Source organism: Salmonella sp. FC25216 (assembly GCF_057751355.1).
In genome coordinates, this window is record NZ_JBDGON010000019.1 from 30,741 (window position 1) to 55,667 (window position 24,927).

Sequence of the window (24,927 nt, forward strand, 5' to 3'; positions counted from 1 at the left end):
GGGATTCGTACAACCTGAATAAAGGAAAACACAATGATTAACCCAAATAAAAGCCTTGCCCAAAAAGCCTTAGCCGGTGCGCAAATTTTGCGTATACACGCCGAAGCAAGCGCTGCCGACGCCGATTTTTTTATCGCGCTAATGTCTGAGCCTTACACCATCGCCGCCAGCGCCATCGAGCAGCTCGTTGAAGAAAACGAAAAACTCCGCGCCCAGCTCGTCGCTTTCCAGAGGACGGCCAACGCCGCTGTTGCCGTTGACCCAGCAAGCGGCCCGGACACTACAGCCTATTACACATCTCTCTTAAAAGGCACTCGCGTACGCCTGAAGACAGCCCCTTACACGCGCGGAACGGCGGGCCTAACAAAAGTTAATGAACGCGGCATCCCGTTCTGTTCTGTGCATTTTGAAGCCCCGTATGAAGACACCCGATGGGTAAAGGCAGAGCGCCTGGAATCAATCCCCGACGAATGAAGCTGATTATCCCCGGACGTTACCGCCAGAGCAGAAACAAGCCACGGGGAAAGCTTGAGAAGAAAGCACGGGCGGCATTTGACCGCCTGAAAAAAAACGACTGGTCACATGTGCGACGGCTGGAACGAGTACCCCGCGCCCGCGTGATCAACGTGGACAGTTACCGACTGTTAAGCCTGAACGAGGGCCGGACATGGGAACTACTCAACCACAACGAATACGTGAAGAGGATTAGACGATGCTACAGATGAAATTTCACCCCCGCTTCATTGAAGCATTCCACAGCGGGCAGAAGATAACCTCACTGCGCATGCTGGATTTTAAATGCCGTTACTACGAAGAAACAGACGATCAGCAGGCTGTTTATTCCCATGACAGTAAACTGAAACACAACACGTATGTAGATTCTATTGGCGGCATAACTGTACACCTTTTATCAGGAACAACCGTTACCCAATTAAGCGACCTTGCCGGACTTCTGGAAAGACAGCCCTACAAGCCCGGCGCCGAAATCGAACTGGTCACAGAAGCCGTAGGCGGCGAATGGGTTCCGTTCGCCACCGCTATTGTTGCTGACGTTTCCGTTATCAAGGGCGACAAAATAGAAAACATTGACGCCATTCATGACGGCTTTAACCCTGACCGTGACCCGCTAGCCGAACTCCATGCATTCATGCGGGATGTTTACCACACCGCAGACCCCGCTAAAGAGATGTACTGGCTGTACACCTTCACCAACGTGCAGATGTTGCCGCAGTGGGGAGGTGAAGCATGAAACTCGGTGCTATCTGGATTTCCTACATCAACGATATCGACGGAAAGCGCTATCGCACGCGTGAGCAGAATATCAATTTAGACCGCTCACTACTGGACGATATCAGGGGCCAGGACGAAAAACGCTTCATCTTTTTCAATGACGGATCGCAGGTATCTGCCCGCAATATCTGCCGTGAAATCATTCTGGAACCCAACACCTACACCCCGAAAAAACAACGAGGGGGCCGCTCATGAAAAAGCCATCTCTCATCCGTTCCCCGCTCAAATGGGCGGGTGGTAAACGCGAAGTTGTGCCGGAGCTGCGCAAGCATTTACCCAAAGCGAAGTGCCTGATTGAGCCGTTCGTTGGCGGCGGTTCCGTGTTCATGAATACGGACTATGACCGCTACGTATTGTGTGACAGCAACGCCGCGCTGATGAATTTCTACCGGCACATGACGTATAACACGGCGGCGTTAATCGATCTCGCGTGGAAACTCTTCAAGGATGACGGAAACCAGGAAGCCTACAAGCGCAACCGCCAGGCGTTTAACACGATATCCACTGCCTATAACAGATCACGCCGTACCTCGCTGGTTTGGGCGGCGCTGTTCCTGTACCTGAACCGCCACGGCTTCAACGGCGTGTACCGTACCAATCTGAAGGGTGAATTTAACGTCCCGTTCGGCAAGTACGATCAGCCGTACTTCCCCTATGTGGAAATGCGCCTGTTTGCCGAAAAAGCCCGCGATACCGGAACCCGCTTTGTTTGTTCGGATTTCCGCACAACGATTAGAGCGCTTACGGGTATCTGTCCCGATATCTCATTCCATGCCAATAAAGTAAGCGATGCGGTTATTTACTGCGATCCGCCCTATCTGCCACTCAGCGATAAAGACAGCTTCACCCACTACAACGGCAAATCGTTTACCGAAAACGACCACCGGGCGCTTGTCGCGCACCTGATAGAGGTCGAACGGCTTTACGGCGTTAAGTCCGTTATTTCCAACAGCGACACCGAAGCGACCCGCGCGATCTATTCGCCGTTCAGGCTCCACAAACTGGACGTTAAACGGTCTGTCAGTGCCAGCACCGAAGGCCGCAAAAAAGCCCCTGAAGTGATCGGCGTGCTGGATGGCCGGGAAAGGTATGTAAGCGCACCACGCCAGGAGGGAAAGGCATTCGCCGCCGCAATGGAGGCCGCATCATGATTCTGAAACCTATGGGAACGCCGGGGAAATGCCCGGCACATGAACGAGCATGGGCACCGGAAGAAGAAGAGTTGGTGCTAAGTCTGTACAGGAAAAAAAGCCTGACAGAAATCGCCGCGCTTCTGCCAGCACCAGGCAGATCAGCCGACGCTGTTGCACACAAGCTTCAATTTTTACGTGAGCGTTTTCCGGATCAAATCGGTTACATGAGACCCCGATATACACAAGAACAAGACAACTTCATCCGCAAAAATTGCCACACGATGACCGCAGAAGAAATTGGCAATCAACTGACACCACGACGGACGATAAGCTCAGTAATGCACAGAGCAAGACGTCTGGGTATCAGTCTCTATAAATGCGGTGATAATTCCCCTCATACCAAGTACGAGGACGAAGATGTTGAACTCATCCGCGGGTTACGTGACAGCTCCGATCTGACATTCCGGGAGATTGGCGGAAAGTTTGCCATCGATAAAGACACAACCAGATGGCTGTATTACCACCGCCATACCGCAATTGACGCCATCGCAAGGGAGTACCTGCCGCGATGACCGCCACCGCCTACTACAACGAAATCGATCCCTTTGCCGCCGCCTGGCTGCAAAACCTTATTGACGCTGGTTGTGTTGCTCCCGGCGTCATTGATACGCGCTCAATTGAGGAAGTTACCGCCAATGACCTTAAAGGCTTCACGCAATGCCATTTCTTCGCCGGGATCGGCGTCTGGTCTTACGCCCTGCGACGTGCCGGATGGCCTGACAGCCGCCCCGTCTGGACGGGTTCCTGCCCCTGCCAGCCGTTCAGCCAGTCGGGAAAACGCCGGGGATTCAACGACCCCCGCCACCTGTGGCCCGCATGGTTTTACCTTGTATCGCAGTGCCGCCCTCACGTTATCTTTGGTGAACAAGTTGCAAGCAAGGACGGCCTCACATGGTTCGACGCTGTACAATTTGACCTGGAAAAGGCGGAATACGCCGTCGCAGTTGTCGATCTTTGCGCTGCGGGCTTCGGTGCGCCGCACATCCGACAGCGCCTCTTCTGGGTGGCCTACGCCAACAACGATAGACAACAATCAGGTTGCAGGGGTGGGAGCAGCAGCAAATCACCCATCAAGAGGAACAACCCTGGGAGGTGCGGCGAGGCTGTCTTCTCCAGTCCGGTTAACGGCTACTGGCGAGATGCTGACTGGCTGTTCTGCCGGGATGGAAAGTGGAGGCCAGTTAAACCCGGACTTAAGCCGCTGGTTAATGGGACTCCCGGACGAGTGGGCCAGTTGCGCGCCTACGGCAACGCCATCGTTGCGCCGGTCGCGGAAGCGTTCATAAGGGCATACATGGAGGCGGTCACACAATGACCACCTCCCACGGACGCTACGCACCCACACCCCCGCCGCCGTATCCGGGCAAAGCCCCGGACACGACCGATTACCCGTATCCGTGGAATAAACCCCGCGAGGCAATCGGCGTTGACCGTTCGTCATTAGAAGATATCGCGGCAGCAGCACGCGAGAAGGAAGCCCGCGAAAAACTCGACGAGAGTATCAGGCGGGCAACTCACCCCCTGCCGCTGTTCATGCGTATGCGTATCGAGGCCCGCATTGATGAACACTGCCAGCAAAAAGGCGTTTACATCGCCGGTCTTAAATTCCGTGATTTCGTTCGCCGCGAACTGCCGTTACTCAACGCGGTAAACAATAAATACCGCATCGAAATCGATAAGCCCATGCCGCCCGTCTGGTCATGGCTGGAAAGTAGCACCACAACCGCCCACCACTTCGCCGATCTCCAGGGGTTAACGGAACGGTTTAACCGCCTGCCGGAATACACCGAAGAAGATATAGAGTTGTTGGCGCAAGACATTGCTATATACATCCGGGGCGAAATCGCCGATATGGTCGACGCAACCGCCGATCTGGACGATATGACCTGCGCCCGCCAGTTATACACGTGCGCCCTGAATGTGGCGGAACGCTTCAACATGCCCCCGGCCAACGCTGAAAAATTCCGGCGCTACAAACTCGATCTTCTGGATACGTCTGTCACGGTTCAGAAGATGATGGATGAAAAAATCTGGAAACGCCGCTTAAAGCGCCTGGCCTACCGCTGGCGGGAGCACCTGCAAATCACCTACGGCGACGTGGGCCGCGCGGCGTCAGTGTATTGCAGCAAAAAGCAAATCAGCCTTTGGGAAGAACAGCGCCGCCGTAACCGTCTCATCATGAGCAATCTGGAGCTGGAAGACGAGGACAGCGGCGATCGCATATCGCTCGCTGACACTATCGACGCTTCCGTTTCTAACCCGGCCCTGCGTCGTGTTGAACTTATGACCCGTATCAGGGGATTCCGTGATATTGCCAGAGACGCGGGATTTGAAGCCCGTTTCTATACAATTACCGCGCCGTCAAAGTACCACGCCCGCCATAACTACGGCCCGCGTAACAGCAAATGGAACCACGCCAGCCCGAAACAGACCCAGGACTACCTCAACAACATCTGGAAGCTGATCCGCGCCGACCTTGCCCGCGATGGCATACAGGTTTTCGGTCTGCGCGTGGCGGAACCACACCACGACGGCACCCCGCACTTGCACATGATGTTATTTGTACGCCCTGAACAGGTGGACGCGCTCACTAATACCCTGGAAACCTACGCCATCCGTGAAGACCGCGACGAACTCAACACCAAAGAGGGCATCAAACCCCGCTTTGACGTGATCGATATCGACGCGGAAAAAGGCGACGCCGTCGCGTACATCGCCAAATACATTTCCAAAAATATCGATGGTTACGCGCTGGATGACGAAGTAGACGACGAATCCGGCAAGCCCTGCAAACTGACCGCCAAACACGCCACCGCGTGGGCCTCATTGTGGGGTATCCGGCAATTTCAGTTTGTGGGCGGTGCGCCCGTTTCGGTCTGGCGCGAGCTGCGCCGTATGCGCGACGAGGAACTGGCGGCGAAATTTGGCACCACCTTTGCCGAAATGCACCAGGCCGCATCCGTGGATGGGGACTGGGGAGCCTACATCACATTACAGGGTGGCCCCCTGGTTGCCCGTAAGGATCTGATCCTGCGCCCTTACTACGGCATGTCGAAAAAAGCCGACAAATACGGAAGGGAAACCCCGATTATTAAAGGGGTATATCTCCAGCATGAGCCAAAAGAGTTCCCCATCATCACCCACGTCAAACAGTGGAAAATGGTCAAAAAACAGCCGACGCCGGATACGGCGTCGGAGCTAACAGGGTGTTCATCTTTTGACCTTACGGTCGCGTCCGCGACCGCTAGGACTCGTGTCAATAACTGTACTTTGTACAAAAAACAACCAACAAACGGCGATAAATCGAACAGTAACACCGAGCCAATTCAGCAGACAATTGACCAGCAAATAATCAGTACGCTGGCCAGAGACCAGGAACCAGACCAGAACGCCGCGCCAGACAGTCGCAGCGCGGATCACCTTTCCCTTTTGCGGGTTATTCCGCCGCGCAAACACGAACAAAAACCCGTCGCCGACGATAAAAACGCGGTTCTGCGCCTCATTACCGAGCTGCGCACGCGCGGTATCGACAGCGACGACGAGATCGGGCACGTGCTGAAAGGCCGGATGATCAGCTACGGCCCTGACGCCTGCCTGCAGGTCAGACACGGCAACATCGTGATCATTAAGCGCCAGCGCTGGTGCGGACACCGCGAATGTCACAACCCACTGAATGAAGAAGACCTGCGCTACGGCGACGAGGCCCGTTGCCTGGCACATTCCGATCCTGACCGGGTGGCAGAACGCCGCAAACAACAGGTCACTGAGCAGCAAAAACAACAACAGCAGAAACGCGACAGCATTTTGTCGCGAGTGAACAAACTGAGGGGGTTAAAATGAGAAAATACACCGCCTACCGTCCGGGCGAAGAGCGCTTTGACGGGCAGTTATACAGGACAATGGTACGCGCGGAACGCCGGGCGCGGGAAAATCCCCGCGTGAACATGCCGCCGTCACCACCGCCAGTGCCGGAAGTTCAGGAGGTGAAGCAGGAAACACCGCCCGTGATTTGCCCTTTGCGCCAGGTCATGAACATCTACAGGGAACTGGAAGCGGAAAAAGAGCGAGCGAAGCTGGACAAAGCCCGCCAGCGCCTCGCTTCAAAGGCGAGGATAGCGGAACTATACCTGAGCAATAAAAAAGGCTGATTACTGGCGGCGTTTTCCTGGCGACATGTGGGAGATGTCGCTACCGGGAGGAACTGAGCAACGTTTTAATTTTTTAGACAACCAGTAGCGATCGTACCCAAGCACATCGGCGGCGCGGGGAATATCCATTTTTTCGCCATTAACGATGTAAAAAGCTTTACCCAGATGGGAAATATCACTGCCTTCAGGAAGGGAAAGAGAGGCTATTTTTCTTGAAAGCGTTGACTGGTCATAACCGAGAATATGGGCGGCGGCAGTGATGTTTACTTCCTGCCCGTTCACAATAAATATTTTACTCCTGCACGTATGTAAATGAGAAATATCACCACCTTCAGGAATACCATTAGATTTTATTCTGTACATCAGCCCTGTAGAATTTTTATACCCCAGCATTAAAGCCGCCTTGCTTGTGTTCATCCTCTCGCCGTTCACGATATAAAATTGCGTCATTTTATATACCCCCGATACTTTAATCAGACCGTTAATTTTTATTAATATTTACTCCACTTGCGGGCGATTGAATCCAGATCTGACAGCCAGGTATCGGCGCAAACAGCGTTGTTAATTTCGTCAAAAGCGGCCTTTTTATATTGCTCGTCGGAGTATTCATACCCGTCAATGATATTGCTGATAATATCGACGTCAACATCATCACCGCTCATTTTGTCGCTATTTATAATCTCAATAGCTGATTTAAGTTTTTCTGTTTTTTGCTCCAGTGCTTCCTTCAGGCGCGAAGAAAGATGGTTGATTTCTCGCTCCCCTTTCAGGGCATAGCGGATGGTGCGGCTGTCCACGCCAATATCGCGGGAGATCGGGGACTGCCAGTTATCGCCGTATACAAGTTTTCCGACAGCCATCAATTTTTCGGTGTTGTTCATATTTTATCTCCAGAAAGCCCCGCCGCAGCGGGGCGGAATTATTATGCAGCCAGGGCGGCGGCTTTCAGTGCACGAACAACGCTAATCAGGCTAAGGTCGCGGCACTCGTCGCCACGTGCATGAATTTTATTATCCGCCGTATCGAACCAGAATTTACCGAAACAAATCATCGTGCGAACGCTGTTAGCTCTCCCGTTCGCCAGGGAATTACCACCCAGGCAGGCCCATTTGATGTTGCCGGTTTTGTACGTGTCGTATTCAAAACCAACGGCAGCGGCAACAACATCACTGTTAAAATAAACGCGACACATCCCGTTTTTTTCCCAAAGTTTGCCGCCAATTTTCAGGCAGGCTTCAGGCGTGACCACACGTGTACGGGAGTAAGCCAGTTTCAGGGATTCAGCGAAATAAGATTTTACTGAGCCACCGAATTTAGCGGCTGCGTCGCGGGATATGTTCCAGGCGGTGATAAAAAGCGTTGACTTGTTCATGGTGAAGCTCCTTTCAGCTATCAGCAGGGCCATCCCCTTACTGTGAGAACAGTATATTGCGTCCTAGAAATTAGGGCAAGAGTTTTTTTTGAGAAAAAGATAAACCCGCTCGCCGCAAGCCCTGATTAGGGAGCCGCACGGCGGCGAGTCTGTCAGGGCGAGGAAGCGGAATTACTGAGGACTGACAGAACGGCACTTACGCACCGTCGCTAAGGAGAATATCCAGCGCCATTTGCTTTTCGTCCGGCTTGAGGCGCTGAAGCAATGCTTTAACGACGCCGTCAGTTTGCAGGTCGCTTGGTGAAGTCACGCGAAGATCGGAAAGATTGAGCGTAAACCGCATATTGCAGTCGTGATTAGTGCAGGTGCAATAGACTACCGCCAGCGTCTTTGCGTCGTCCTGCCATGCCGTTTTGCGTATCGCTGATCGGCAATGACACGCCGGACATTCAATTTTCATTACACCCGCCATAAAACCCCCGCAATCTGGCTGTTTACGGGAGTAATATAGTCTTTTTCGCGCTATTTTTCATCAGACGGCACAGACGCCGCATTTTCCCCATCTTCCAGCGTAAAATTAAGGTGTAGCGCTCGCGGTATTTCGGGGTCGCTGTTCACGGCTTGCATGATTTTACGGCGTACAGGCGTCACTTCATCCCGTCCATAGATAGTCCGTGCCTTGTCGGGGTCGCCAAGTCCCGTTGCGTTTTGTGGGATAATGCCCGCAAGGCCAGCCGGGAAGCGGTGCGCCGTGAGAACATCCTGCGCACTGATATTCTTCACGTTCGAAAACTCATCCTTTTGCTGAATATCACCGACCGGAATGATTTTAATGCCTTCCGGCGTCCCTTTCGGGATACTGACGAACAGGTTTTTGAAGTTCCCCAGCCCGTTCCCGCTTTCCACTTTTTTACGGATCGCTTCTTCAGCTTCAACCGACATATTCGGGTCAGAGGCATACAGAATAAAGCCCAGATGCCCCCCGTTATGGTAATAGCGGCGCCTGAAGATCGTCGCCTCACTGTTCAGCAGCGCCGAATGAATACCACCGATATAGTCCGGCAGCCCGTAAATCTGTTGGCGCGGGTCGTGCATACGTAAAAACACCACATCTGACGGCTTATAGACCAGCGGATCACCCTCCTGCAACACAATAAAATCAAGCTGCTTATTGCGTCGCAGATATAAAGACGGCAGCGGAGCCAGCGCCACCACCCGCCCCCATCCGTTACGCACCTTCAGGAAAGCCACGTCGCCAAACAACAGGTAATCAAAAACGGCCATTTCCATCTGATCGGTCGTCAATCCGCCGCCCTGGTATCCGGCGCACACCATATTTTTACGTGCATACAGTACGCCGCCATGCTGGGCGTTGAGGTTTGGCAACTGCGCGAGCGCCAGCCGGTCTATTGGCAACATCCAGTAGTCATAGCTGCCATTATACCAGACGTTGATATACTCCGTGCCGGTCGTCAGTACCGGTTCCGGCTCCCCGAAGGTGATAATGTTCCCGCGTCCGGGGGTAAAATTTTCTGTCTGCGCCTTTTTACGCAGGCGCGCGCCTTTATGTTTACTCATGCGGCCTCACTGAATCCCCACACTGAAGGGCGATCATATTCATAGTCCAGCGGTTCATTACAGACCGCGTGCGATATGGCAAAAAATACGTCTGCGTGGCCGGTCGTTTCGCTGCGCTCGGCGGCGAACGTCATCGCATTCTGGCTGGCCGTCATCACGCGACGGATGGCCATAAACGCCAGCGGGATATCAACGCGCTCTTTTGCCACCTCATCAACGGCGTCTTTCACCCACTGGATGCGCCGCCGTTCAACAAGGTCAATCATCTTAAGCACCAGTTTATTTTTGTTATCCACGCTGTAGTTAATCCCCATCACCTCACGCGGCGCGGAGCGTATCAGTTGATCATGTACGCCCCGACCAATACCCGTTATATCGATACCGATATGCGTGAACCGGTAGCGCTTCATTAACTCTTCTATCTGCTTCACCTGCCAGGTGAAGTTAAGCCCCACCCACTGATACACGGCCAGCACGCGGAATTTTTCTTTAGGGTCAACAGGCGGGGCCACGATAACAAACGTTGAGTTGTCGCCCGTTCGTGACGGGTCGAAGCCGCCCCACACCTCACGATTGCCAAATGGCCGTAACGCGGTCGGGTCGAAGTCCTGCCAGATACCGAACTCAACTTCACATTTTTCAAGGTCGGAAAATTTGAACACCGCGTCACGGGAGTCGGTAAACTCGCACATGTACAGCATGGCAAACGCCGTGGCGCTGTAGCGGTTACGCAGCTTCTCAATGTTGACTTTGGCACTGAGTCCCTTAGCGCACGCATCTTCCATCGTGATGACATAGCGCCAGATCCCATCCGGGCAGACCTGCCCGCCTTTACGCAACTCTTTGTTGGTCGGGAACTCCGCCGCCTTACGTTTCGGATCGTCGCCTTTCCATTCGTCACCCGTCCACAGCTTGTAGGCCTGGTGCGTTTTGGCGCTGGGCGTAGAGAAATAGGTGATGCGAAACTCGTCATGCGTCGCCATCGCTGACGCCACTTCGTGCAGCCTGGCGAATTTCGGTATCCAGAAAACTTCATCCCCGTACAGGTCGCCACTGTAGGACTGCGCCGTGTTGGGGTTAGTTGCCAGAAAACGCAGTATTGCGCCGTTGCTGAGGCGTATCGGGTTTCCTTTCAGCTCAATACCGAAGAATTGTTGCGCAATGCTGAGGATATAAAAGCGGAAGACTTCCGCCTGGGGTTTACTGGCGGAAAAGAAGATCTGGTTTTTACCCGTGAGAACGGCCTTTTCAAACCCCTCCCATGCGAAATAGTAGGTAAACCCTTCCTGTCGTCCTTTCAGAATGAAACGGAACAGCTCGTCGCTGTGTTCACGCACATATTGCTGATATTCGAACAGATGCCCGGCTGCTTTTTCGTCGAAAATCTCTTTCGTCAGTTCGCTGACGTCATTTTTACGCGGTCGCTTCCTTTTTTTACCGCCTTCGCCGTCACCCTCTTCGCCACCACCCTGCCAGCCGTCATTTGCCGCCCCGCCTGTATTCACCATCGCCCGGATCTCTTCCATCCGTTCGGCGTGCTTGTTCTTCTGCGCCATCAGCTTGACATGCTGGGATACCAGAAAACGCAGTTCTTCAAGCTCCAGCTCATTTTTACCGTCCTTGTTGGTCAGTCGCTCAACGCGCCGGGCAATAGCCACTTCCACCGACTCGGCGGGCAACATTTCGTTCCATTTACCCCGGATAGCCCAGTTGTAAACGGTACGCACAGGAAGGCCCAGCGAGGCCGCTATCTCTTTTGGCGTGTTGAATTTCAGGTAAAGGGCGCGCGCGGCGTCCCTGACTTCTTCGGCGTATTTCATGCGCCCATAATAAAGAGCCGGAATCGCCCGAAATATGGCTAAATTTCGATGATTTTCGTACATGGCGTCATGTACGAAAAGCCCCGAACTCCGCCAGATGAAACCCGTAAAAACTGCCGTAATAATGCCGCCAGACACATCAAAAAGCGGTAATGAAATGGCAAAGCAGAAATACACCACTGACTGGATATGTGTGGCAACCGAGGGTTACGCCATCGACGGTCGCCCCATTACCCGCGAAATGATCCAGCAGGCCGCTGACAGCTACAGCACCGCCGAATACACGGCGATGATCTGGCCTAATCACCCTGTACACAGCCTCCAGGAACGCGAATTTACTTTCAATCTGGGGCTTGTTTCCGATCTGGCGGCGAAAGAAGACGCCGGAAGGCTGCGTCTTATGGCGAAGCTGGAGCCTAACCAGGCACTGGTTAATCTCAACGAGCGCGGCCAGAAGCTCTTTACCTCGTGCGAGTTCTGGGAGAACTACGCCAACACCGGAAAAACGTATCTGTACGGACTGGCGGCAACCGACAGCCCGGCAAGTCTGGGAACCCAGCGCATGGAAATCAAATCAGCGCAAACCAGTACACCAGGCTCACGTCCGCAGTATGCCGCGGCCGGGAATATTGAAATGTTCAGTCTTGGGCGTCTGGCGCCGGTCGCTGACACCACAACAAATCATCATGAGGAAGAATCCATGACCAAAGAACAGGCGAACCAGTTGTTAGCCCAGATTGTCACCCTGACGGCGAAAATTGACGCACAGGCGAACACGCAACCACAGGCACAACAACCCGCACCGGCACAGGCCACTACATCCGCAGCAGCAGGCGCACAATCAGCAACCCAGGATTTCAGCGCTCACGCTAACCACGTTGCCGATCTGGGCGAAAAGCTTTCCGCTGCCACTGACGCACTCGCCGCTAACCCGGAAGACGCCACGGCACGCCAGAACTACACCGCCGCCGTGACGGAGCTACAGACCGCGCTTAACACCTTTGCCGTGCAGCCGCAGGACGCCGAAACCGCAAAACTTCAGGCGCGTATCGCCGCCCGCAATGGTGGACAGCAGCCAGCGCCAGCCGCAGCGCCGAATTTCAGCGCCCAGACGACCGCAAAAGATGATGAGGCCGACGCCACCACACTGACAACGCTTACCAGCGCGATCGAAAACCTCAGTCAGCGCTTTTCGGTCATTGAAGGCCAGCGCACGCAGACGCCGGGCGCCGCACCCAGCGGTCAACCCGCGCAGTTTGAGCCGCTGTAAGCGGCCATTGAGAAAAAACAGGCACACCAACCGGAGAAAAAACCGATGGCCGCACAGATGTTATCACCACAGGCGCAAAAGTTTCTGCGTAATTACGCTCTTTCGATGGCAAAAGCGAACGGCGTATTTACGGCGCAACAGTTTTTCACCATCAGCCCACCGCGTGAAACCCTGCTACGCGATGCCCTGATTGAGAATGCCGACCCGTTCATGGGGCAAATTACCGTCATGCTGGTCGAACAGCTTGTCGGCCAGGTCGTGAGCACCGGGATTCCGGGGCTGTATACCGGGCGCAAGAAAGACGGACGCTTCAATAAAGCGCTGGGCATTGAAGGCAACGAGTACAAGCTTTACGAAGTGGATTCAGGTTCATTTCTGGACTATACCACCCTGACCAACTGGGCAAACGCAGGCACCGAAAACGAGTTCTATAACCGTCTTCAGGCCTTCTTTTACAAGTCAATCACCAACGACCTGTTACGCGTGGCCCTGAACGGTACACATGCTGCGGATGAAACCAATCCTGTCGCCTGCCCGAACGGGGAAGACATCCACCCCGGATGGCACCAGATCGTCAAAGAACGTACACCAAAACAGATTATCACCGACAAGGTTGTATTGAACCGTATCGGCACCGGGGCTGATTTCACATCTGTTGATGCTATTGCCGCCGATGCAATCAATACCTGTATTCCGCCCGAGTTCCGTAAACACCCGGATCTGGTTGTACTGGTATCGCAGAACGTTATCGCGGCGGATACGGTCAGTATGCTTAACCGCATCGACCGCCCAAGTGAAAAAGTCGCCGCCCAGCTCATCAATCGTGAGATTGCCGGCCGCAAGTCATTCAGCCCGCCGTTTATGCCGGATAACCGCCTGATTGTTACCACGCTTTGGAATCTGCATATGTACTTCCAGCGAGGAACTCAGCAACGCCGCGCCGAGTGGATTGATGACCGCAAGCGCTTCGAAAATAACTGGCTGCGTATGCAGGGTTGCGCCGTGGAGTATGACGAACTCTACGGATCGTTCGATAACATCGAACTGGCGGGATTGCCATCACCGGAACATACCCAGCCGCAACCGGCAGCGTAACGGACTGACGTATGCAGACCCCGGCGCAACGATTCAGGGCAAGGATAGCCGCACAACAGGCGATGGAGCGCCGGGACGCGCTACCTGACGGCGGTAGCCTGCATCTGCAACTGGCACAACTGGAAATCGACTGTAAGGCCGTGAGCAGTTGCGCCACCAACGCCGATCGCGTGGCGTTAAAGCGTGAAACCCTGTTACCACGCTGGACGCCAACGATTGAAGCCTGGCTTCAGAACGGCGAGGTGTACAAATACACCCCGTTCGTCTGGTGCATTGTCTGGCTGTTTGATACCGGCGAAATGGATAAAGCCCTGGACTGGGCTGATATCGCCATTAAGCAAAATCAGCTCATGCCGCCACGCTTTGACCGTGATTTGCCAACGTTCGTTGTCGATGAGGTCATGCAGTGGGCACAGATTCAGTTTGATGAAGGCCTCTCCGTCGAGCCGTATTTCAGCCGCGTGCTGGGGCATATCGGCGAAGACTGGACGCTGCACGAAGGGATTGTTGCCAAATGGTACAAGTTCGCCGGGCTGAACCTGCTACGGGACAGCGACGGCAAGCCGACCAGCCCGGCCACTCTCCGCGACGTGAAAAGATTACGCGCCGCCGACGAATGGATGTCCCGCGCACAAAGCGCCACGCCCAAAGCAGGTGTACGCGCCATACGAAACAAGATAGCCGCCCGTTTACGTGCATTACATGCGGCATAAACGAAAGCCCCACGGCTTCAGGCGGGCACGGTGAGGATGACACGCGCAAGCGTCAATCATGCCGCGGAACCGTTCGCCCGACCTGACCTGTACAGAGAATCAGCCATGAACCTGAAACCAGGCTACAACGCAGACCAGGACACAGACGCCACCACCGGCGCACTGACCAATGACGGCTTCTGGCCGGATCTGGTCATGGCTGATTTTCGCAAAAGCCGCACTATTCCGCTGGATATCCCCGCGTCGCTGGCAGAACAGGCGTTGTTGTCTGCCGTCTATGAGGTAAACGCCGCACTGGCCGGGGTGAAATCCCGCTACGTGATGCAGGGTATTACGCAGGCGGCAGACGTGGAAGGCCCTCAGCTTAACGGCGAGAAGGCCCTTTGCGCACAGTACAAAAAAGCGGTATATGCCCGCGCCAAAGCTGACCTTCTCGGTGAGTTTACGGCGGTGAACACCCGCCACGCCGACAGCAATATCGACAGTAATGACACCCGCGAAACCCTGCTTGCCGAAGCGGCCTTTGTGCTGCGTGCTATTCAGGGCGCGGGCCGCGTGGGGGTGTACATCTTATGAGCCAGTTTGACAGCCTTTATGCATATCTGCGTCAGGTGTTTGACGCTTCCGTGTTTGATAACACGTATTTCGACACCTGGATGAGCGATATCCGCCTTATTCCCGCCATGAAAAACATGGGGCTTGGACAGATGCTAATGGGCATTCGCCAGTACAACGCCGTATTTGACTGGCAGCGCTGGCCGTGGCGTCAGATTGACCCGGATTTGTTGTTATGCGCACTGCTTATCTGGCGCGACGAACAGGCTAATGACCTCTACAGACAGCTTGAACTTGACGCGCCGGATATCAGTGTCGAACCCACGGATGACAACGTCGCCGAAGTAACGATCAGTATGCCGCTTGCCGACGCCATCATCCTGATCCCGGACGAGTCCGGCCCTGTCACCATGAACGGCAACCGTTATCGCCTGGATAAGCCCGAAATATGGATGGCAGAGGATATTACCGTTTCAGCCGTCAGAAGAGAGGGATAAGCAATGGATATATCCCTGCACGGTGAACTCAACAAAACGCAGTTTAAGCAGCTACGCGACATGATGACCGCAGGCGAATTACCCCCGGCAAAACGCCAGCGCCTGTTGCAGCGTATCGCAAAACGCGGCGTCATTCCGGCAGCAAAGCGCCACGTTCGCGAACAAAAGAACACAGACGGTAGCGGTTTTGCAAAGCGACGCTATGGCAAAAAGCCCCTGCTTAAAGGCATCCCTAAGTTCCTTAAGGTGCATGACATGCCGTCCATCGCGTCGGTGCGCATATATGCATCGGGCAAAAGCTACCGCCAGCCTTACAGCCACAAGGAAATCAGCGTGGGCGCGGTAGGTTATATCCAGAGCCACGGCGTCACGTTCACGGTGAACGCGTCGCAGTTAAAAACGAACGCCATGATGAAGGCCAACAAGGAGCCATGCACCCGCCGCCAGGCGATAAAGCTGCGCAAACTGGGCTACACGATCAGAGGCAAAAAAACAGGAACCCGCCGCAAACCATCAACAGCGGAGATTCAGACCTCACTACAAAAAGGCCAGGCGGGATTAATTATCCGCAGCATGGAAGGCAGGCCGTCAAAAAGCAACTGGACGATCACCATTCCGCCCCGTCAGTTTCTCGGCGTCAGTAACGAGGAATTTGCGCAAATACTGGCCCGCCAGTTACAGGGCATTAACTTTGGCTGGCAGACAAAACCCCAGGACATTAAGAGGAAATAACCTATGACATTTCCACAGGTCACGATTAACCAGCTCAATACCCGCAGCGGCGGCAAGCGCGATATTGCCCGCACCCTGCTGATGGTGGGCGAACATACCAAAGCTATTGCGCCTACGCCGGTTACCGCACAGACCGACCTTGACGCCCTGTTAGGGGCTAAAGACTCACCGTTACGCAGTAACCTTCAGGCGTTTTTAGATAACGCCGGGCAGAACGCCATGATCTGGCTGGCAACCGTACAGACACCGCAGCCCGCAGGCCAGACTAAAACGTGGGCCGATGTGGTCATGGACGCACAAAGCACCGTTTCAGCGGAAGGCGTTGTTGTGGTTCGCCCTGATGCCACCGCCGACGATATCAATCGCGCCCAACAGTTGCGTGAGGAACTCAACAACAACTATCAGCGCTGGACGTGGTTCATTCTGGCCGTTCGTGGGTGCGGTACAGGTGAGAAATGGGCCGAATACGTCACCACCATGACCACACTACAGAAAGGCATTGCCGCATACGCGGTGCAGCTTGCGCCGATGCTGTTCGGCAACGAGCCGGGGATTCTGGCCGGTCGCCTTTGCAATCCGTCAGTAACGATTGCCGACTCCCCCGCCCGCGTTGCCACCGGCGCACTGGTCAACATGGGCCGCAGCGATAAACCGCAGGACAGCGACAAGCGAGAACTGGACATTGCCACCATTAAGGCCCTGAACCGGGCGCGCTTCAGCGTACCAACCTGGTATCCGGACTACGAGGGTTACTACTGGGCCGATGGCGTCACGCTCGATGTTGACGGCGGCGACTATCAGGCTATTGAGTATTTGCGCGTTGCCGACGAAATGGCCCGCCAGGTACGTCTGATGGCTATCCCCAAAATTGCCGACCGCTCGCTGAACTCCACTCCGGCAAGCGTGGCCGCGCACCAACAGCTTTTCGCGAGACCCATGCGCGACGGCGCAAAGAGCCTGAAAATCAACGGCACGGTATTCCCCGGTCTTTGCATGTCACCGCGCGACGGCGACGTAAAAATTTCATGGCCGGAAAAAGACAAGGTGCAGATTGCGATCGTGGTTCGCCCGTACAACTGCCCAAAAGAAATCACTATCAGCATCATGCTGGACGAAAGCGGAGAGTAACCCATGAGCGGAGAACGCATTAGCGGCATGAGCTTTGACGTGTCATTCAATGGCCGGATTGTTCACGTCAAGACCGCCACCCTGGATATTACCGACAACACAAAGGCCATTCAGGAACGCGGTGTACCTAACGGCTGGGTACGTGGCGACGTGGAGGCCAGCGGAGAAATTGAGGTCGATACCGTCAACTTTCAGTTACTGGAAGAAGCCGCCCGCGAAGCGGGAAGCTGGCGCGATATCGAAGCCGCCGATTTTCTCTTCTTTGCGCAGGCTGCAAAGAGTGAACTCAAAATCGAAGCCTTCGGCTGCAAACTGGTGATCAGTAACCTGCTTAACCTGGACACCAAAGGCGGCGACACCATGAGCCACAAAATCAAGTTCATGGTGACGTCGCCGGACTTTGTGAAAATTGACGGCATCCCTGTTCTGTCACCGCGTGACGTTCGCGATCTGATGGAACAGTAAAATGAACGGCGAGGCGCACACCTGGGCAGACTGGTGGCTGATGGTGAAAAGCTGGCTACATGGTGATATTCCGCTGGACAGTCTGATGATGACTGCCGCTATTGCCGCGCTCAGGGTGTTTTATACCGGACGTAGCTGGCGTCGTCTTCTGCTGGAAGTGCCGTTGTGCTGCCTGCTCGCGGTCGCCGCCTTCACCATTATCAAACCGATCCCCGTCTCCTGGTTATCAGAAGACTGGCGCGTCGGGATTGGCGCCGCCATCGGCCTTATCGGCGTTGAGCATATCAGGGCGCTCGGCGTGATCATTACAAAGAAATTTGCAGGGAAAAATGACGAATGAAAATTTCAGACAGCGGCCTTGCCGCACTTAAACGCGAAGAAGGCTGCAAACTGACCGCCTACCCAGACTCGCGCGGTGTCTGGACTATCGGTACAGGTCACACAGGAAGGGTTGATGGCGTGGCGGTTCACAAGGGCATGATCATCACTCAGGACACCGCCGACAGACTGCTACGCGACGATCTGTCATGGGTGGAGCGCTGCATCGCCGAACGGGTAACGGTTCCCCTGAACCAGAACCAGCATGACGCGCTGTGTAGCCTGATTTTTAATATCGGCGCTAACGCCTTTATTGGTTCCAGCGTTCGTCGCTATCTGAATGCCGGTAACTACACCGCCGCCGCTGACGCTTTCCTGAAATGGAGCCGCGCAGGCAGTAACCCGACCATTCTTGCCCCGCGTCGTGGACGTGAGCGGGCGATGTTTCTTGGTCAGGGGTAAGACCGCATGAACCGCGTAACGACTGGCGTAATAATCTCGTTGCTGATAGTAGCCGCAGCGCTGGCATGGACTACCAGTCGCTATCACGATAACGCCGTGAAGTACAAAAGCCAGCGCGATACCGCCACTCATAGCCTGAATCTGGCAAACGAGACTATCAGTGATATGACGCAGCGCCAGCGCCAGAACGCCGCCCTGGACGCGAAATACACACAGGAAATCGCCGATGCAAAAGCCGAATCCGAAAAGTTACGCGCTGATCTTACTTCTGGCCGTCGCCGGTTGCAGCTCCACGCCGTCTGTATGCCCGCCACCGCGGGTAATACCGCCGCCACCGGCACAACTGATGCAACCGCCGCCCGACTTACTCCAGACGCTGAACGGGATTATCAGCGTCTCAGAACCGAAGCCAGATCCGTTACAGCACAAGTAAACGACCTGCAACAGTACATAAATGAACAATGCCATTAACAAAATGATCCTACTCAATAAGGAAAATGACATGAAAAACGAAAACGCCACCACCATCACCCTGACCATTGCGGGCGCTGATATTCGTTTCATCCCGACCGAAGCCATCTACAACAAGTTCGTGAACGAAATGGCGATGGATAACAAGGTCGCACCTGCCAAGAACTACCTGATGCGCTGCGTACACCCGGAAGACAAGGAAGCGCTGGAAAAGCTGATCCACCGCCCCGGCGCAGCGCTTCAGATTGCCGCAAAACTCAATGAAGATTTTGCCGTCGATCTGGATATCACCGTAAAAAAATAAAATCGGCACTGTCCGGCACTGAACGCAACGGCTACGCGCAATACCTGATATTGCGCCGCCACTATCTCCCGGAAGGTGAGGACACCCCGGAAGATATCGCCGCCGCGATCTGGCTGGATAACCGGTACTGGGAAAACATGAGCATCGCTATCTATAACGGTATTGCGAAAGCGTTTTAAAAGGTGAGTAAGTGGCCGCTGAACTTGATTTCACATTAAGCCTGGTTGATAAGCTGACAAAGCCCTTAAAACAGGCGCAGTCGGCCTTAACCGGCTTTGCTGATAAAACAGAGGCCAGCTTTAAACGCATCGGCGGGGGTGCGATTGCCCTTTGGGGTGTCAACAAGGCGCTGATGGGCATGATGCGCCCCGCCTACGATTTGCAGGATGCCTTAGATGATTCGGTCGGTTCAGGCTTCGCCGCCGCAGGCCTGAATAAACTCAGAAAAGCCGCAAATGATTTCGCTATCGACTATGGCCGCTCGTCGCTGGAGTTCGTCAAAAACAGCACCATTATCCGCCGCAGCATTGGCGGTATTACCGATAACGACCTGCCCGCCTACACCCACGCCGCAAGCGTGCTCGGCGTTGCCATGCGCACCGGCACAGAAGACGCCGTTAACTATCTGTCGCACATGACTAACCTCATGCCGCAGATGGTCAAAAAAATGGGTAGCGTCGATTTTGCGGGCGCGATGGCCGGACTGGCCACCCAGATGAAAAACAGCTTCAACAGTTCTCTCAGCGATATCAGCACCATGATTGAGCAGTCGAAAGGCACAGGGGCCGCATTTGGCGTGTCGCTGGCCGAGCAGCTCGGCACGATGGGAACAGCAAGCCAGGTGTTAGGAAGCGGAGCCAGCGCAGGCTACGATCAGTTATTGCGCCATCTCGGCAGCGGTGACGCCACCAAAGCCACCGGGATCAACTTCCGTGATGCTCAGGGGCAGATACTGCCGATCATGTCCATCCTGGACAAGCTCAAAGCCAAATACGGAGAGAATATCGACGGCAACGCCCGCGTACAGGCCGCAATGGAAAAAGCCTTTGGCAAGGGAGCGGCGGTTATCCGGGCGCTGTGGAACAATACGGACGGACTGAGCCAGAGCATTAACGCGCTGGGTAAAAATCCGGGGTTAAAGGCCGTCGAAGACCAGGCAAAAAAGACCGTCGTACCGTGGGAACAATTCAGCGCCATTCTGGAGGCGATACGCGCTGAAATCAGCCTGCGAATGCTACCGACATTCGGGCCGTTCTTTGACATGCTGGTAGATTGCGGCAAAGAGTTTGTTAACTGGCTTCAGACTTTCCCCAACCTTGCCCGCTGGATTGGCTATATATCGGTAAGCCTGCTGGGTATCGCCGCAGCCGGGGCAATAACTAACGTAGTAATGGGTCTGTTTGGCTTCATCATGACCGGACTTAGCGGGATTGCTGGCGTACTGAAAGGCGCATGGAAAGGACTCATCTTCACCCTGGATTTATTACGCCCTTCACTGCTTTCAACCCGTCTTGGCCTGATGGGGCTATGGATTCAGGAAAAGGCCGTCTGGGTATGGTCAAAACTGGTCGCCCTTTGGGCGGGGATCTGCAAAGTGGCGATCGCCGCCTGGAACGTGGTGTTACGCACCTGTACCGTTGCCATGCGTCTGTTTGGTATTGCCGCCAGGTTTGCAGGTATGGGGCTGGGCTTTTTACTCTCTCCGATTGGTTTAATTCTGCTCGCCATTGCCGCGCTGGCCGTGGGGATCTATTTCGCCATCAAATACTGGGACAACATTAAAGCCGCCATCATGGACACGGAAGCGTTTCATGTCCTGCAAAAAGTCATTAACGCCGTGGTGGGCTGGTTTGATGACGCCTGGAGCAGTATTAAGGCCGGATGGGACAAGCTGACCAACTGGTTTAAAAACTTCTCGCTGGCCGACACGTTCGGCAACATCACAGCCGGGATCGGCAAGCTGTTTGACGGTATCTGGAAATCCATTAAGAGCACTTTTACCGGAACGTGGAACTGGATAGTAGAGAAGCTGAACAAAATCCCCGGCGTCAATATCAGCACCGTACAACAGACCGTCGCCCCGACACCTGCCCCGGATCTTATCACCGGCAACCGTAGCGCCGCCATCCAGGGCGGGCCGGTCAGTCACCAGATAAGCAACAACCGGGGCGATAAAGTCACCAATAACAATGTTAAGCAGGATATCACGATGCACGTTGACACCCTGCCGACGCCGGGACAACTGGCCGAATATAACGAACTGGCGGCGGGGTAACGGATGAACGCTAAATCACTCTATATCGACCTTCTCGTGACTGACGGCGATCTTACGCTCAACTCCGCCAGTGAGCCGGTCTTGTGTGACAACCGTCAGAGCATCGGCCAGGACATGATCCACGCCCTGATTGAAAGCGGTCTGCCCTACCGCCTGATTGCGGAGAACAGCCCCACGCTCAGGGCCGACCTGTTTACACAGATGGTGATTTTGCTGGAAGAGGACGAGCGCCTGATACCCGGCACCGTGTTTATTGATGAAGAACGGCGCGGGCATTTGCTCGTCACCGCCGACACTTACGATTTCGGCCCGTTAAGCCGGGAGATAAGCTATGCAGAATAATATCGACTTTAAAAAAATACTGCGTGAAAGCGGAATGCCGGTTGATGAACAGACGGTAAGGGACACCCTGCAACAGGCGGCGGATGATGAAAAACTCGTCACCAACACGTCACGTATGTCGCCGTTCTGGCGTCTTATCCAGTTGCAGGTTATCAGGCCGTACATGTGGATAGTTGACACGCTGATTAACAATGTGCTGCGTAACCTGTTCCTGATGACTGCCGTTGGCCCGTTCGTTGACCTGTTCGCCGCCGCCCTCAAACTTACCCGCAAGGAAGCCACCCGCGCAGTCGGTAAAATCACCTTCACCAAAAACAACCCGGATAACAGCGTGACCGTACCGGCCGGAACGCTGATCCAGACAGAACGCATTAACGGCATTATTTACACCGTAGCGACCAGTGAACAGGTCATTATCCCGGCTGGCACGCAAAGCGCTCTTATCGATGTGACCGCCACCGACAGCGGCGCGGCGTTTAATCTGGCGCCGGGCTACTACCAGATACTCCCCAAAGCGATAGACGGGATAGCGTCTGTACGTAACGGCGATGACTGGCTGACCACTCCAGGCGCAGACCGTGAGAGTGACGATGAACTGAAAGACCGTTGCCGCAACCAGTTTAACCTTGCAGGCAGTTATCACACTGACGCGGTTTACCGCAGCCTTATTGCAGCGCAGGCGGGGTTAACTATCGATCGGATCTTCTTTTTACATGACGCGCCGCGCGGGCCGGGTACGGCTAACGCCTATCTGTTGCTCGATACCGGCGTTATTTCGCAGCCTTACGTTGACAGCGTAAACCAGTACATTACCGACCAGGGCCATCACGGCCACGGCGACGATATGCGCTGTTTCCCCATGCCGGAAACCCGTCACACGCTGGCGGTCACAGTGTATGTTGAAAACCTTTCCAATATCAGTAGCGACGATATCACCGCCCTGAAATCCGGCGTTGAAAATATGATCCGCTGTGCGTTTCGCGAGAACAATAACTATGACGTAACCCGCACATGGCCGTACAGCCGCTTTTCATTCTCACAACTGGGCCGCGAGCTACATAACGCATTCGCCCTGGTGGATTCAGTCACATTTTCTTTGGCAGATATTAAAAGCGATTTAACGATTCCCCGCCTGAACACGCTGACGGTTGAGGTGCAAAATGCCTGATAAATTCCCTGTCATTAAACTGCCATCATGGCTGGATCGCGGCGATGTGGTTCGCCTGAAAAATACCTTTATCCGCTTCTGGGGAAAGGTACATGGCTGGGTAACGTGGCCCCTGACGCAGACCGATCCGCTGACATGCGCAGAGTCCATCCTGAACCTGATAGCCTGGCAATATGACATTGCCCGTTTTGACGGCGAACCGCTGACGCTGTACCGAAAGCGCGTTAAATACGCGTTTATCAACGCGCAGGACGCGGGTAGCGTGGCGGGATTCAAAGCGATTTTTGAACGGCTGGGGATCGGCTACGTAGAGATCCAGGAACGCCAGCCGGATACCGACTGGGATATCGTTCTTTTGCGCCTGACAGACAACCAGATCTCAGAAAATACGGCGTTACTGAATCAGATAATCCGCCAGTATGGCCGCACCTGCCGCCGTTACCATCTCCAGATAATCACGACCACAAGTTTTGTTATCGGTCACGGATACTGGCATGGCAGCTACCACTATTTTTACGCATCGGAGATGAAAAATGGCCCAGAGCGTTATCACTTCAGCATTTGAGCACCTGAAAGCGCAGGAGGCCGCAGGTGGCAATCGCATCATCATTGACCAGTTTGTTTTTGCAAATATTCCCGGTCTGAACGTTACCGATACGCCACCGGAAAGCGAGCCATTACCCCCCGATGGGCAGATAGTTCACCGTCAGGCCGTTGATCGTAACGGGGTGGTAAACGAGAATACCGTTGCCTACTCCGTTACCCTGCCGGAGTCCACAGGTGATTTTACTTTTAACTGGCTGGGACTGGTGAGCAGCGCCACCAATACACTTTGTATGGCGGTATACCTGCACCCCCAGGAAAAAATAAAAACCGCAAATGGTAAACAGGGTAATACCCTGATTTATTCTGAAATCATGGAGTACGCCGGAGCCAGTGCCGCAACCGGTATTACCACCCCGGTAAGCACCTGGCAGATCGATTTTACGGCACGCCTTCACGGCATGGATGAAGCCACCCGCAAAGCGGCACTGGATATCTACGGGCCGGGCCTGTTCCTGGATGATGCATTTAAACTCACCGCGCAGGCTACCGGACAGGCAACTTTTGCGCCGGGTATTGCCTATCTGCGCGGATTACGTGTGGAACTGGGTGTACCAGGCACTTTGACATACTCCACCGGAATTTTACAAACTGTTTATATTGACGCGGCATTAACCGGCACACTGACCGGGGAAAATAAGGCCACATTCAGTCTGACGAGTCAGAAATCAGCCGACTATATCGACAGTCTGGGATTTGCACACTACGTTGAACCCGTCGCCACAATATCAGCCAGTGGCGAAATTACCGATATACGAAAAACCCGCAAGCCATTAAATGACCGCCTTGATGGGGAATACCTGACCCGCAACGGGAACCTGAAAGAAATCGCCGACAAAGGCGAACAGGCACAATCTGCCGCTCGCGAGCATGTAGGCCTCGGCAACAGCGCTACCCGCAATGTTGGCACCACGCCAGGAACAGTGGCCGCAGGAGACGACAGCCGCATCACTGGCGCAATGCAAAAAGACCAGAACGGCGCAGATATCCCGGACAAACCAGGCTTTATCAAAAACCTCGGTTTAGGAGAAACGGTAGATCAGGCCGCTGGCGCCATGCAAAAATTGCAGAACGGCGGTGATATTCCGGACAGGGGATTATTTGCACAGAATATCAGTGCGGCGCTGG

33 protein-coding genes are annotated in these 24,927 nt (G+C 54.4%); 27 read left to right on the plus strand and 6 right to left on the minus strand.

What is annotated here, in order from left to right; translation table 11 throughout:
- The first annotated feature begins 33 nt into the window (after positions 1-33).
- Genes AC3G3F_RS23285 through AC3G3F_RS23325 form a run of 9 tightly spaced genes read left to right on the plus strand, consistent with a single transcriptional unit; the run spans position 34 to position 6,631 of the window.
- The gene (locus tag AC3G3F_RS23285) at positions 34-474 is read left to right on the plus strand and encodes a hypothetical protein (RefSeq protein WP_488395864.1); all 441 of its coding nucleotides are present in this window, start codon (positions 34-36) and stop codon (positions 472-474) included.
- The gene (locus AC3G3F_RS23290) at positions 471-725 is read left to right on the plus strand and encodes a ParE family toxin-like protein (protein ID WP_023221998.1); all 255 of its coding nucleotides are present in this window, start codon (positions 471-473) and stop codon (positions 723-725) included. Before AC3G3F_RS23285 ends, AC3G3F_RS23290 begins: the two co-directional genes overlap by 4 nt.
- Positions 713-1,249 carry an ASCH domain-containing protein gene (locus AC3G3F_RS23295; RefSeq protein ID WP_070802227.1) on the plus strand — a complete coding sequence of 179 codons (537 nt, stop codon included), beginning with the start codon at positions 713-715 and terminating at the stop codon, positions 1,247-1,249. The genes AC3G3F_RS23290 and AC3G3F_RS23295 overlap by 13 nt, the downstream gene beginning before the upstream one ends.
- On the plus strand, positions 1,246-1,485 hold the full coding sequence (locus AC3G3F_RS23300; protein WP_070789109.1) for a hypothetical protein: 240 nt from the start codon (positions 1,246-1,248) through the stop codon (positions 1,483-1,485). Before AC3G3F_RS23295 ends, AC3G3F_RS23300 begins: the two co-directional genes overlap by 4 nt.
- A complete protein-coding gene (locus AC3G3F_RS23305; protein ID WP_488395866.1) occupies positions 1,482-2,441 on the plus strand; it encodes a DNA adenine methylase in 960 nt (319 codons plus the stop codon). The genes AC3G3F_RS23300 and AC3G3F_RS23305 overlap by 4 nt, the downstream gene beginning before the upstream one ends.
- The gene (locus AC3G3F_RS23310; protein WP_488395868.1) at positions 2,438-2,995 is read left to right on the plus strand and encodes an AsnC family protein; all 558 of its coding nucleotides are present in this window, start codon (positions 2,438-2,440) and stop codon (positions 2,993-2,995) included. Before AC3G3F_RS23305 ends, AC3G3F_RS23310 begins: the two co-directional genes overlap by 4 nt.
- Positions 2,992-3,798, plus strand: a complete 807-nt coding sequence (locus AC3G3F_RS23315) for a DNA cytosine methyltransferase (protein WP_488395870.1) — start codon at positions 2,992-2,994, stop codon at positions 3,796-3,798. Before AC3G3F_RS23310 ends, AC3G3F_RS23315 begins: the two co-directional genes overlap by 4 nt.
- Positions 3,795-6,323: a replication endonuclease gene (locus AC3G3F_RS23320; RefSeq protein WP_488395871.1), complete on the plus strand. Its 2,529-nt coding sequence runs from the start codon at positions 3,795-3,797 to the stop codon at positions 6,321-6,323. Before AC3G3F_RS23315 ends, AC3G3F_RS23320 begins: the two co-directional genes overlap by 4 nt.
- On the plus strand, positions 6,320-6,631 hold the full coding sequence (locus AC3G3F_RS23325; protein WP_488395873.1) for a hypothetical protein: 312 nt from the start codon (positions 6,320-6,322) through the stop codon (positions 6,629-6,631). Before AC3G3F_RS23320 ends, AC3G3F_RS23325 begins: the two co-directional genes overlap by 4 nt.
- Here AC3G3F_RS23325 and AC3G3F_RS23330 read toward each other — a convergent pair whose 3' ends face one another.
- The 6 genes from AC3G3F_RS23330 to AC3G3F_RS23355 form a co-directional block, all read right to left on the minus strand.
- On the minus strand, positions 6,632-7,081 hold the full coding sequence (locus tag AC3G3F_RS23330; RefSeq protein ID WP_488395875.1) for a helix-turn-helix domain-containing protein: 450 nt from the start codon (positions 7,079-7,081) through the stop codon (positions 6,632-6,634).
- A 41-nt stretch (positions 7,082-7,122) separates the two neighbouring features.
- A complete protein-coding gene (locus AC3G3F_RS23335; protein WP_479627134.1) occupies positions 7,123-7,512 on the minus strand; it encodes a hypothetical protein in 390 nt (129 codons plus the stop codon).
- A gap of 41 nt (positions 7,513-7,553) precedes the next feature.
- A complete protein-coding gene (locus tag AC3G3F_RS23340; protein WP_488395877.1) occupies positions 7,554-8,003 on the minus strand; it encodes a hypothetical protein in 450 nt (149 codons plus the stop codon).
- A gap of 196 nt (positions 8,004-8,199) precedes the next feature.
- Positions 8,200-8,463, minus strand: a complete 264-nt coding sequence (locus AC3G3F_RS23345; protein WP_243408269.1) for an Ogr/Delta-like zinc finger protein — start codon at positions 8,461-8,463, stop codon at positions 8,200-8,202.
- Between the two features lie 62 nt (positions 8,464-8,525).
- Entirely contained in the window at positions 8,526-9,581 is a 1,056-nt protein-coding gene (locus AC3G3F_RS23350) for a phage portal protein (RefSeq protein WP_116685023.1), read from the minus strand.
- Positions 9,578-11,401, minus strand: coding sequence for a terminase large subunit domain-containing protein (locus tag AC3G3F_RS23355; protein WP_488395879.1), 1,824 nt, complete (start codon positions 11,399-11,401; stop codon positions 9,578-9,580). Before AC3G3F_RS23355 ends, AC3G3F_RS23350 begins: the two co-directional genes overlap by 4 nt.
- A 157-nt stretch (positions 11,402-11,558) precedes the next feature.
- Between AC3G3F_RS23355 and AC3G3F_RS23360 the strand changes: the two genes are divergently transcribed.
- From AC3G3F_RS23360 to AC3G3F_RS23445, 18 genes are all read left to right on the plus strand, one after another.
- Positions 11,559-12,671 (plus strand): GPO family capsid scaffolding protein, encoded by a 1,113-nt coding sequence (locus AC3G3F_RS23360; protein WP_488395880.1) that lies wholly within the window; start codon positions 11,559-11,561, stop codon positions 12,669-12,671.
- Positions 12,672-12,716: 45 nt separating this feature from the next.
- On the plus strand, positions 12,717-13,766 hold the full coding sequence (locus AC3G3F_RS23365; RefSeq protein ID WP_116685024.1) for a phage major capsid protein, P2 family: 1,050 nt from the start codon (positions 12,717-12,719) through the stop codon (positions 13,764-13,766).
- A gap of 11 nt (positions 13,767-13,777) precedes the next feature.
- A complete protein-coding gene (gene gpM, locus AC3G3F_RS23370; protein ID WP_488395882.1) occupies positions 13,778-14,479 on the plus strand; it encodes a phage terminase small subunit in 702 nt (233 codons plus the stop codon).
- Between the two features lie 36 nt (positions 14,480-14,515).
- On the plus strand, positions 14,516-15,055 hold the full coding sequence (locus AC3G3F_RS23375; RefSeq protein ID WP_488395897.1) for a head completion/stabilization protein: 540 nt from the start codon (positions 14,516-14,518) through the stop codon (positions 15,053-15,055).
- A complete protein-coding gene (locus AC3G3F_RS23380; protein WP_116685026.1) occupies positions 15,052-15,531 on the plus strand; it encodes a phage tail protein in 480 nt (159 codons plus the stop codon). Before AC3G3F_RS23375 ends, AC3G3F_RS23380 begins: the two co-directional genes overlap by 4 nt.
- A 3-nt stretch (positions 15,532-15,534) precedes the next feature.
- On the plus strand, positions 15,535-16,263 hold the full coding sequence (locus AC3G3F_RS23385) for a hypothetical protein (RefSeq protein WP_116685027.1): 729 nt from the start codon (positions 15,535-15,537) through the stop codon (positions 16,261-16,263).
- A 3-nt stretch (positions 16,264-16,266) separates the two neighbouring features.
- Positions 16,267-17,391: a DUF2586 domain-containing protein gene (locus AC3G3F_RS23390; protein WP_488395884.1), complete on the plus strand. Its 1,125-nt coding sequence runs from the start codon at positions 16,267-16,269 to the stop codon at positions 17,389-17,391.
- Between the two features lie 3 nt (positions 17,392-17,394).
- On the plus strand, positions 17,395-17,856 hold the full coding sequence (locus tag AC3G3F_RS23395; RefSeq protein WP_488395886.1) for a phage protein: 462 nt from the start codon (positions 17,395-17,397) through the stop codon (positions 17,854-17,856).
- A gap of 1 nt (position 17,857) precedes the next feature.
- The gene (locus AC3G3F_RS23400; RefSeq protein WP_116685030.1) at positions 17,858-18,196 is read left to right on the plus strand and encodes a phage holin, lambda family; all 339 of its coding nucleotides are present in this window, start codon (positions 17,858-17,860) and stop codon (positions 18,194-18,196) included.
- A complete protein-coding gene (locus tag AC3G3F_RS23405) occupies positions 18,193-18,636 on the plus strand; it encodes a lysozyme (protein WP_488395887.1) in 444 nt (147 codons plus the stop codon). The genes AC3G3F_RS23400 and AC3G3F_RS23405 overlap by 4 nt, the downstream gene beginning before the upstream one ends.
- Positions 18,637-18,642: 6 nt before the next feature.
- Entirely contained in the window at positions 18,643-19,107 is a 465-nt protein-coding gene (locus tag AC3G3F_RS23410; RefSeq protein ID WP_488395889.1) for a lysis protein, read from the plus strand.
- A gap of 31 nt (positions 19,108-19,138) precedes the next feature.
- The gene (locus tag AC3G3F_RS23415; protein ID WP_070802011.1) at positions 19,139-19,411 is read left to right on the plus strand and encodes a putative phage tail assembly chaperone; all 273 of its coding nucleotides are present in this window, start codon (positions 19,139-19,141) and stop codon (positions 19,409-19,411) included.
- A gap of 50 nt (positions 19,412-19,461) precedes the next feature.
- The gene (locus AC3G3F_RS23420; protein ID WP_259677827.1) at positions 19,462-19,590 is read left to right on the plus strand and encodes a DUF6890 family protein; all 129 of its coding nucleotides are present in this window, start codon (positions 19,462-19,464) and stop codon (positions 19,588-19,590) included.
- Between the two features lie 11 nt (positions 19,591-19,601).
- The gene (locus AC3G3F_RS23425; protein ID WP_488395891.1) at positions 19,602-21,686 is read left to right on the plus strand and encodes a phage tail tape measure protein; all 2,085 of its coding nucleotides are present in this window, start codon (positions 19,602-19,604) and stop codon (positions 21,684-21,686) included.
- A 3-nt stretch (positions 21,687-21,689) separates the two neighbouring features.
- Entirely contained in the window at positions 21,690-22,028 is a 339-nt protein-coding gene (locus AC3G3F_RS23430) for a DUF2590 family protein (RefSeq protein ID WP_070802013.1), read from the plus strand.
- Positions 22,018-23,196, plus strand: a complete 1,179-nt coding sequence (locus tag AC3G3F_RS23435; protein WP_488395893.1) for a baseplate J/gp47 family protein — start codon at positions 22,018-22,020, stop codon at positions 23,194-23,196. The genes AC3G3F_RS23430 and AC3G3F_RS23435 overlap by 11 nt, the downstream gene beginning before the upstream one ends.
- Positions 23,189-23,761, plus strand: a complete 573-nt coding sequence (locus AC3G3F_RS23440) for a phage tail protein (protein ID WP_070802015.1) — start codon at positions 23,189-23,191, stop codon at positions 23,759-23,761. Before AC3G3F_RS23435 ends, AC3G3F_RS23440 begins: the two co-directional genes overlap by 8 nt.
- A partial coding sequence (locus AC3G3F_RS23445) for a phage tail-collar fiber domain-containing protein (RefSeq protein ID WP_488395895.1) occupies positions 23,730-24,927 on the plus strand: 1,198 nt, incomplete at its 3' end. The genes AC3G3F_RS23440 and AC3G3F_RS23445, both read left to right, overlap by 32 nt.

Excerpts from the sequence above, each read along its gene's own strand:
- AC3G3F_RS23285 (WP_488395864.1), top strand. The coding sequence starts at position 34 with ATGATTAACCCAAATAAAAGCCTTGCCCAAAAAGCCTTAGCCGGTGCG.
- AC3G3F_RS23290 (WP_023221998.1), top strand. The coding sequence starts at position 471 with ATGAAGCTGATTATCCCCGGACGTTACCGCCAGAGCAGAAACAAGCCA.
- AC3G3F_RS23295 (WP_070802227.1), top strand. The coding sequence starts at position 713 with ATGCTACAGATGAAATTTCACCCCCGCTTCATTGAAGCATTCCACAGC.
- AC3G3F_RS23300 (WP_070789109.1), top strand. The coding sequence starts at position 1,246 with ATGAAACTCGGTGCTATCTGGATTTCCTACATCAACGATATCGACGGA.
- AC3G3F_RS23305 (WP_488395866.1), top strand. The coding sequence starts at position 1,482 with ATGAAAAAGCCATCTCTCATCCGTTCCCCGCTCAAATGGGCGGGTGGT.
- AC3G3F_RS23310 (WP_488395868.1), top strand. The coding sequence starts at position 2,438 with ATGATTCTGAAACCTATGGGAACGCCGGGGAAATGCCCGGCACATGAA.
- AC3G3F_RS23315 (WP_488395870.1), top strand. The coding sequence starts at position 2,992 with ATGACCGCCACCGCCTACTACAACGAAATCGATCCCTTTGCCGCCGCC.
- AC3G3F_RS23320 (WP_488395871.1), top strand. The coding sequence starts at position 3,795 with ATGACCACCTCCCACGGACGCTACGCACCCACACCCCCGCCGCCGTAT.
- AC3G3F_RS23325 (WP_488395873.1), top strand. The coding sequence starts at position 6,320 with ATGAGAAAATACACCGCCTACCGTCCGGGCGAAGAGCGCTTTGACGGG.
- AC3G3F_RS23330 (WP_488395875.1), bottom strand. The coding sequence starts at position 7,081 with ATGACGCAATTTTATATCGTGAACGGCGAGAGGATGAACACAAGCAAG.
- AC3G3F_RS23335 (WP_479627134.1), bottom strand. The coding sequence starts at position 7,512 with ATGAACAACACCGAAAAATTGATGGCTGTCGGAAAACTTGTATACGGC.
- AC3G3F_RS23340 (WP_488395877.1), bottom strand. The coding sequence starts at position 8,003 with ATGAACAAGTCAACGCTTTTTATCACCGCCTGGAACATATCCCGCGAC.
- AC3G3F_RS23345 (WP_243408269.1), bottom strand. The coding sequence starts at position 8,463 with ATGAAAATTGAATGTCCGGCGTGTCATTGCCGATCAGCGATACGCAAA.
- AC3G3F_RS23350 (WP_116685023.1), bottom strand. The coding sequence starts at position 9,581 with ATGAGTAAACATAAAGGCGCGCGCCTGCGTAAAAAGGCGCAGACAGAA.
- AC3G3F_RS23355 (WP_488395879.1), bottom strand. The coding sequence starts at position 11,401 with ATGAAATACGCCGAAGAAGTCAGGGACGCCGCGCGCGCCCTTTACCTG.
- AC3G3F_RS23360 (WP_488395880.1), top strand. The coding sequence starts at position 11,559 with ATGGCAAAGCAGAAATACACCACTGACTGGATATGTGTGGCAACCGAG.
- AC3G3F_RS23365 (WP_116685024.1), top strand. The coding sequence starts at position 12,717 with ATGGCCGCACAGATGTTATCACCACAGGCGCAAAAGTTTCTGCGTAAT.
- gpM (WP_488395882.1), top strand. The coding sequence starts at position 13,778 with ATGCAGACCCCGGCGCAACGATTCAGGGCAAGGATAGCCGCACAACAG.
- AC3G3F_RS23375 (WP_488395897.1), top strand. The coding sequence starts at position 14,516 with ATGACACGCGCAAGCGTCAATCATGCCGCGGAACCGTTCGCCCGACCT.
- AC3G3F_RS23380 (WP_116685026.1), top strand. The coding sequence starts at position 15,052 with ATGAGCCAGTTTGACAGCCTTTATGCATATCTGCGTCAGGTGTTTGAC.
- AC3G3F_RS23385 (WP_116685027.1), top strand. The coding sequence starts at position 15,535 with ATGGATATATCCCTGCACGGTGAACTCAACAAAACGCAGTTTAAGCAG.
- AC3G3F_RS23390 (WP_488395884.1), top strand. The coding sequence starts at position 16,267 with ATGACATTTCCACAGGTCACGATTAACCAGCTCAATACCCGCAGCGGC.
- AC3G3F_RS23395 (WP_488395886.1), top strand. The coding sequence starts at position 17,395 with ATGAGCGGAGAACGCATTAGCGGCATGAGCTTTGACGTGTCATTCAAT.
- AC3G3F_RS23400 (WP_116685030.1), top strand. The coding sequence starts at position 17,858 with ATGAACGGCGAGGCGCACACCTGGGCAGACTGGTGGCTGATGGTGAAA.
- AC3G3F_RS23405 (WP_488395887.1), top strand. The coding sequence starts at position 18,193 with ATGAAAATTTCAGACAGCGGCCTTGCCGCACTTAAACGCGAAGAAGGC.
- AC3G3F_RS23410 (WP_488395889.1), top strand. The coding sequence starts at position 18,643 with ATGAACCGCGTAACGACTGGCGTAATAATCTCGTTGCTGATAGTAGCC.
- AC3G3F_RS23415 (WP_070802011.1), top strand. The coding sequence starts at position 19,139 with ATGAAAAACGAAAACGCCACCACCATCACCCTGACCATTGCGGGCGCT.
- AC3G3F_RS23430 (WP_070802013.1), top strand. The coding sequence starts at position 21,690 with ATGAACGCTAAATCACTCTATATCGACCTTCTCGTGACTGACGGCGAT.
- AC3G3F_RS23435 (WP_488395893.1), top strand. The coding sequence starts at position 22,018 with ATGCAGAATAATATCGACTTTAAAAAAATACTGCGTGAAAGCGGAATG.
- AC3G3F_RS23440 (WP_070802015.1), top strand. The coding sequence starts at position 23,189 with ATGCCTGATAAATTCCCTGTCATTAAACTGCCATCATGGCTGGATCGC.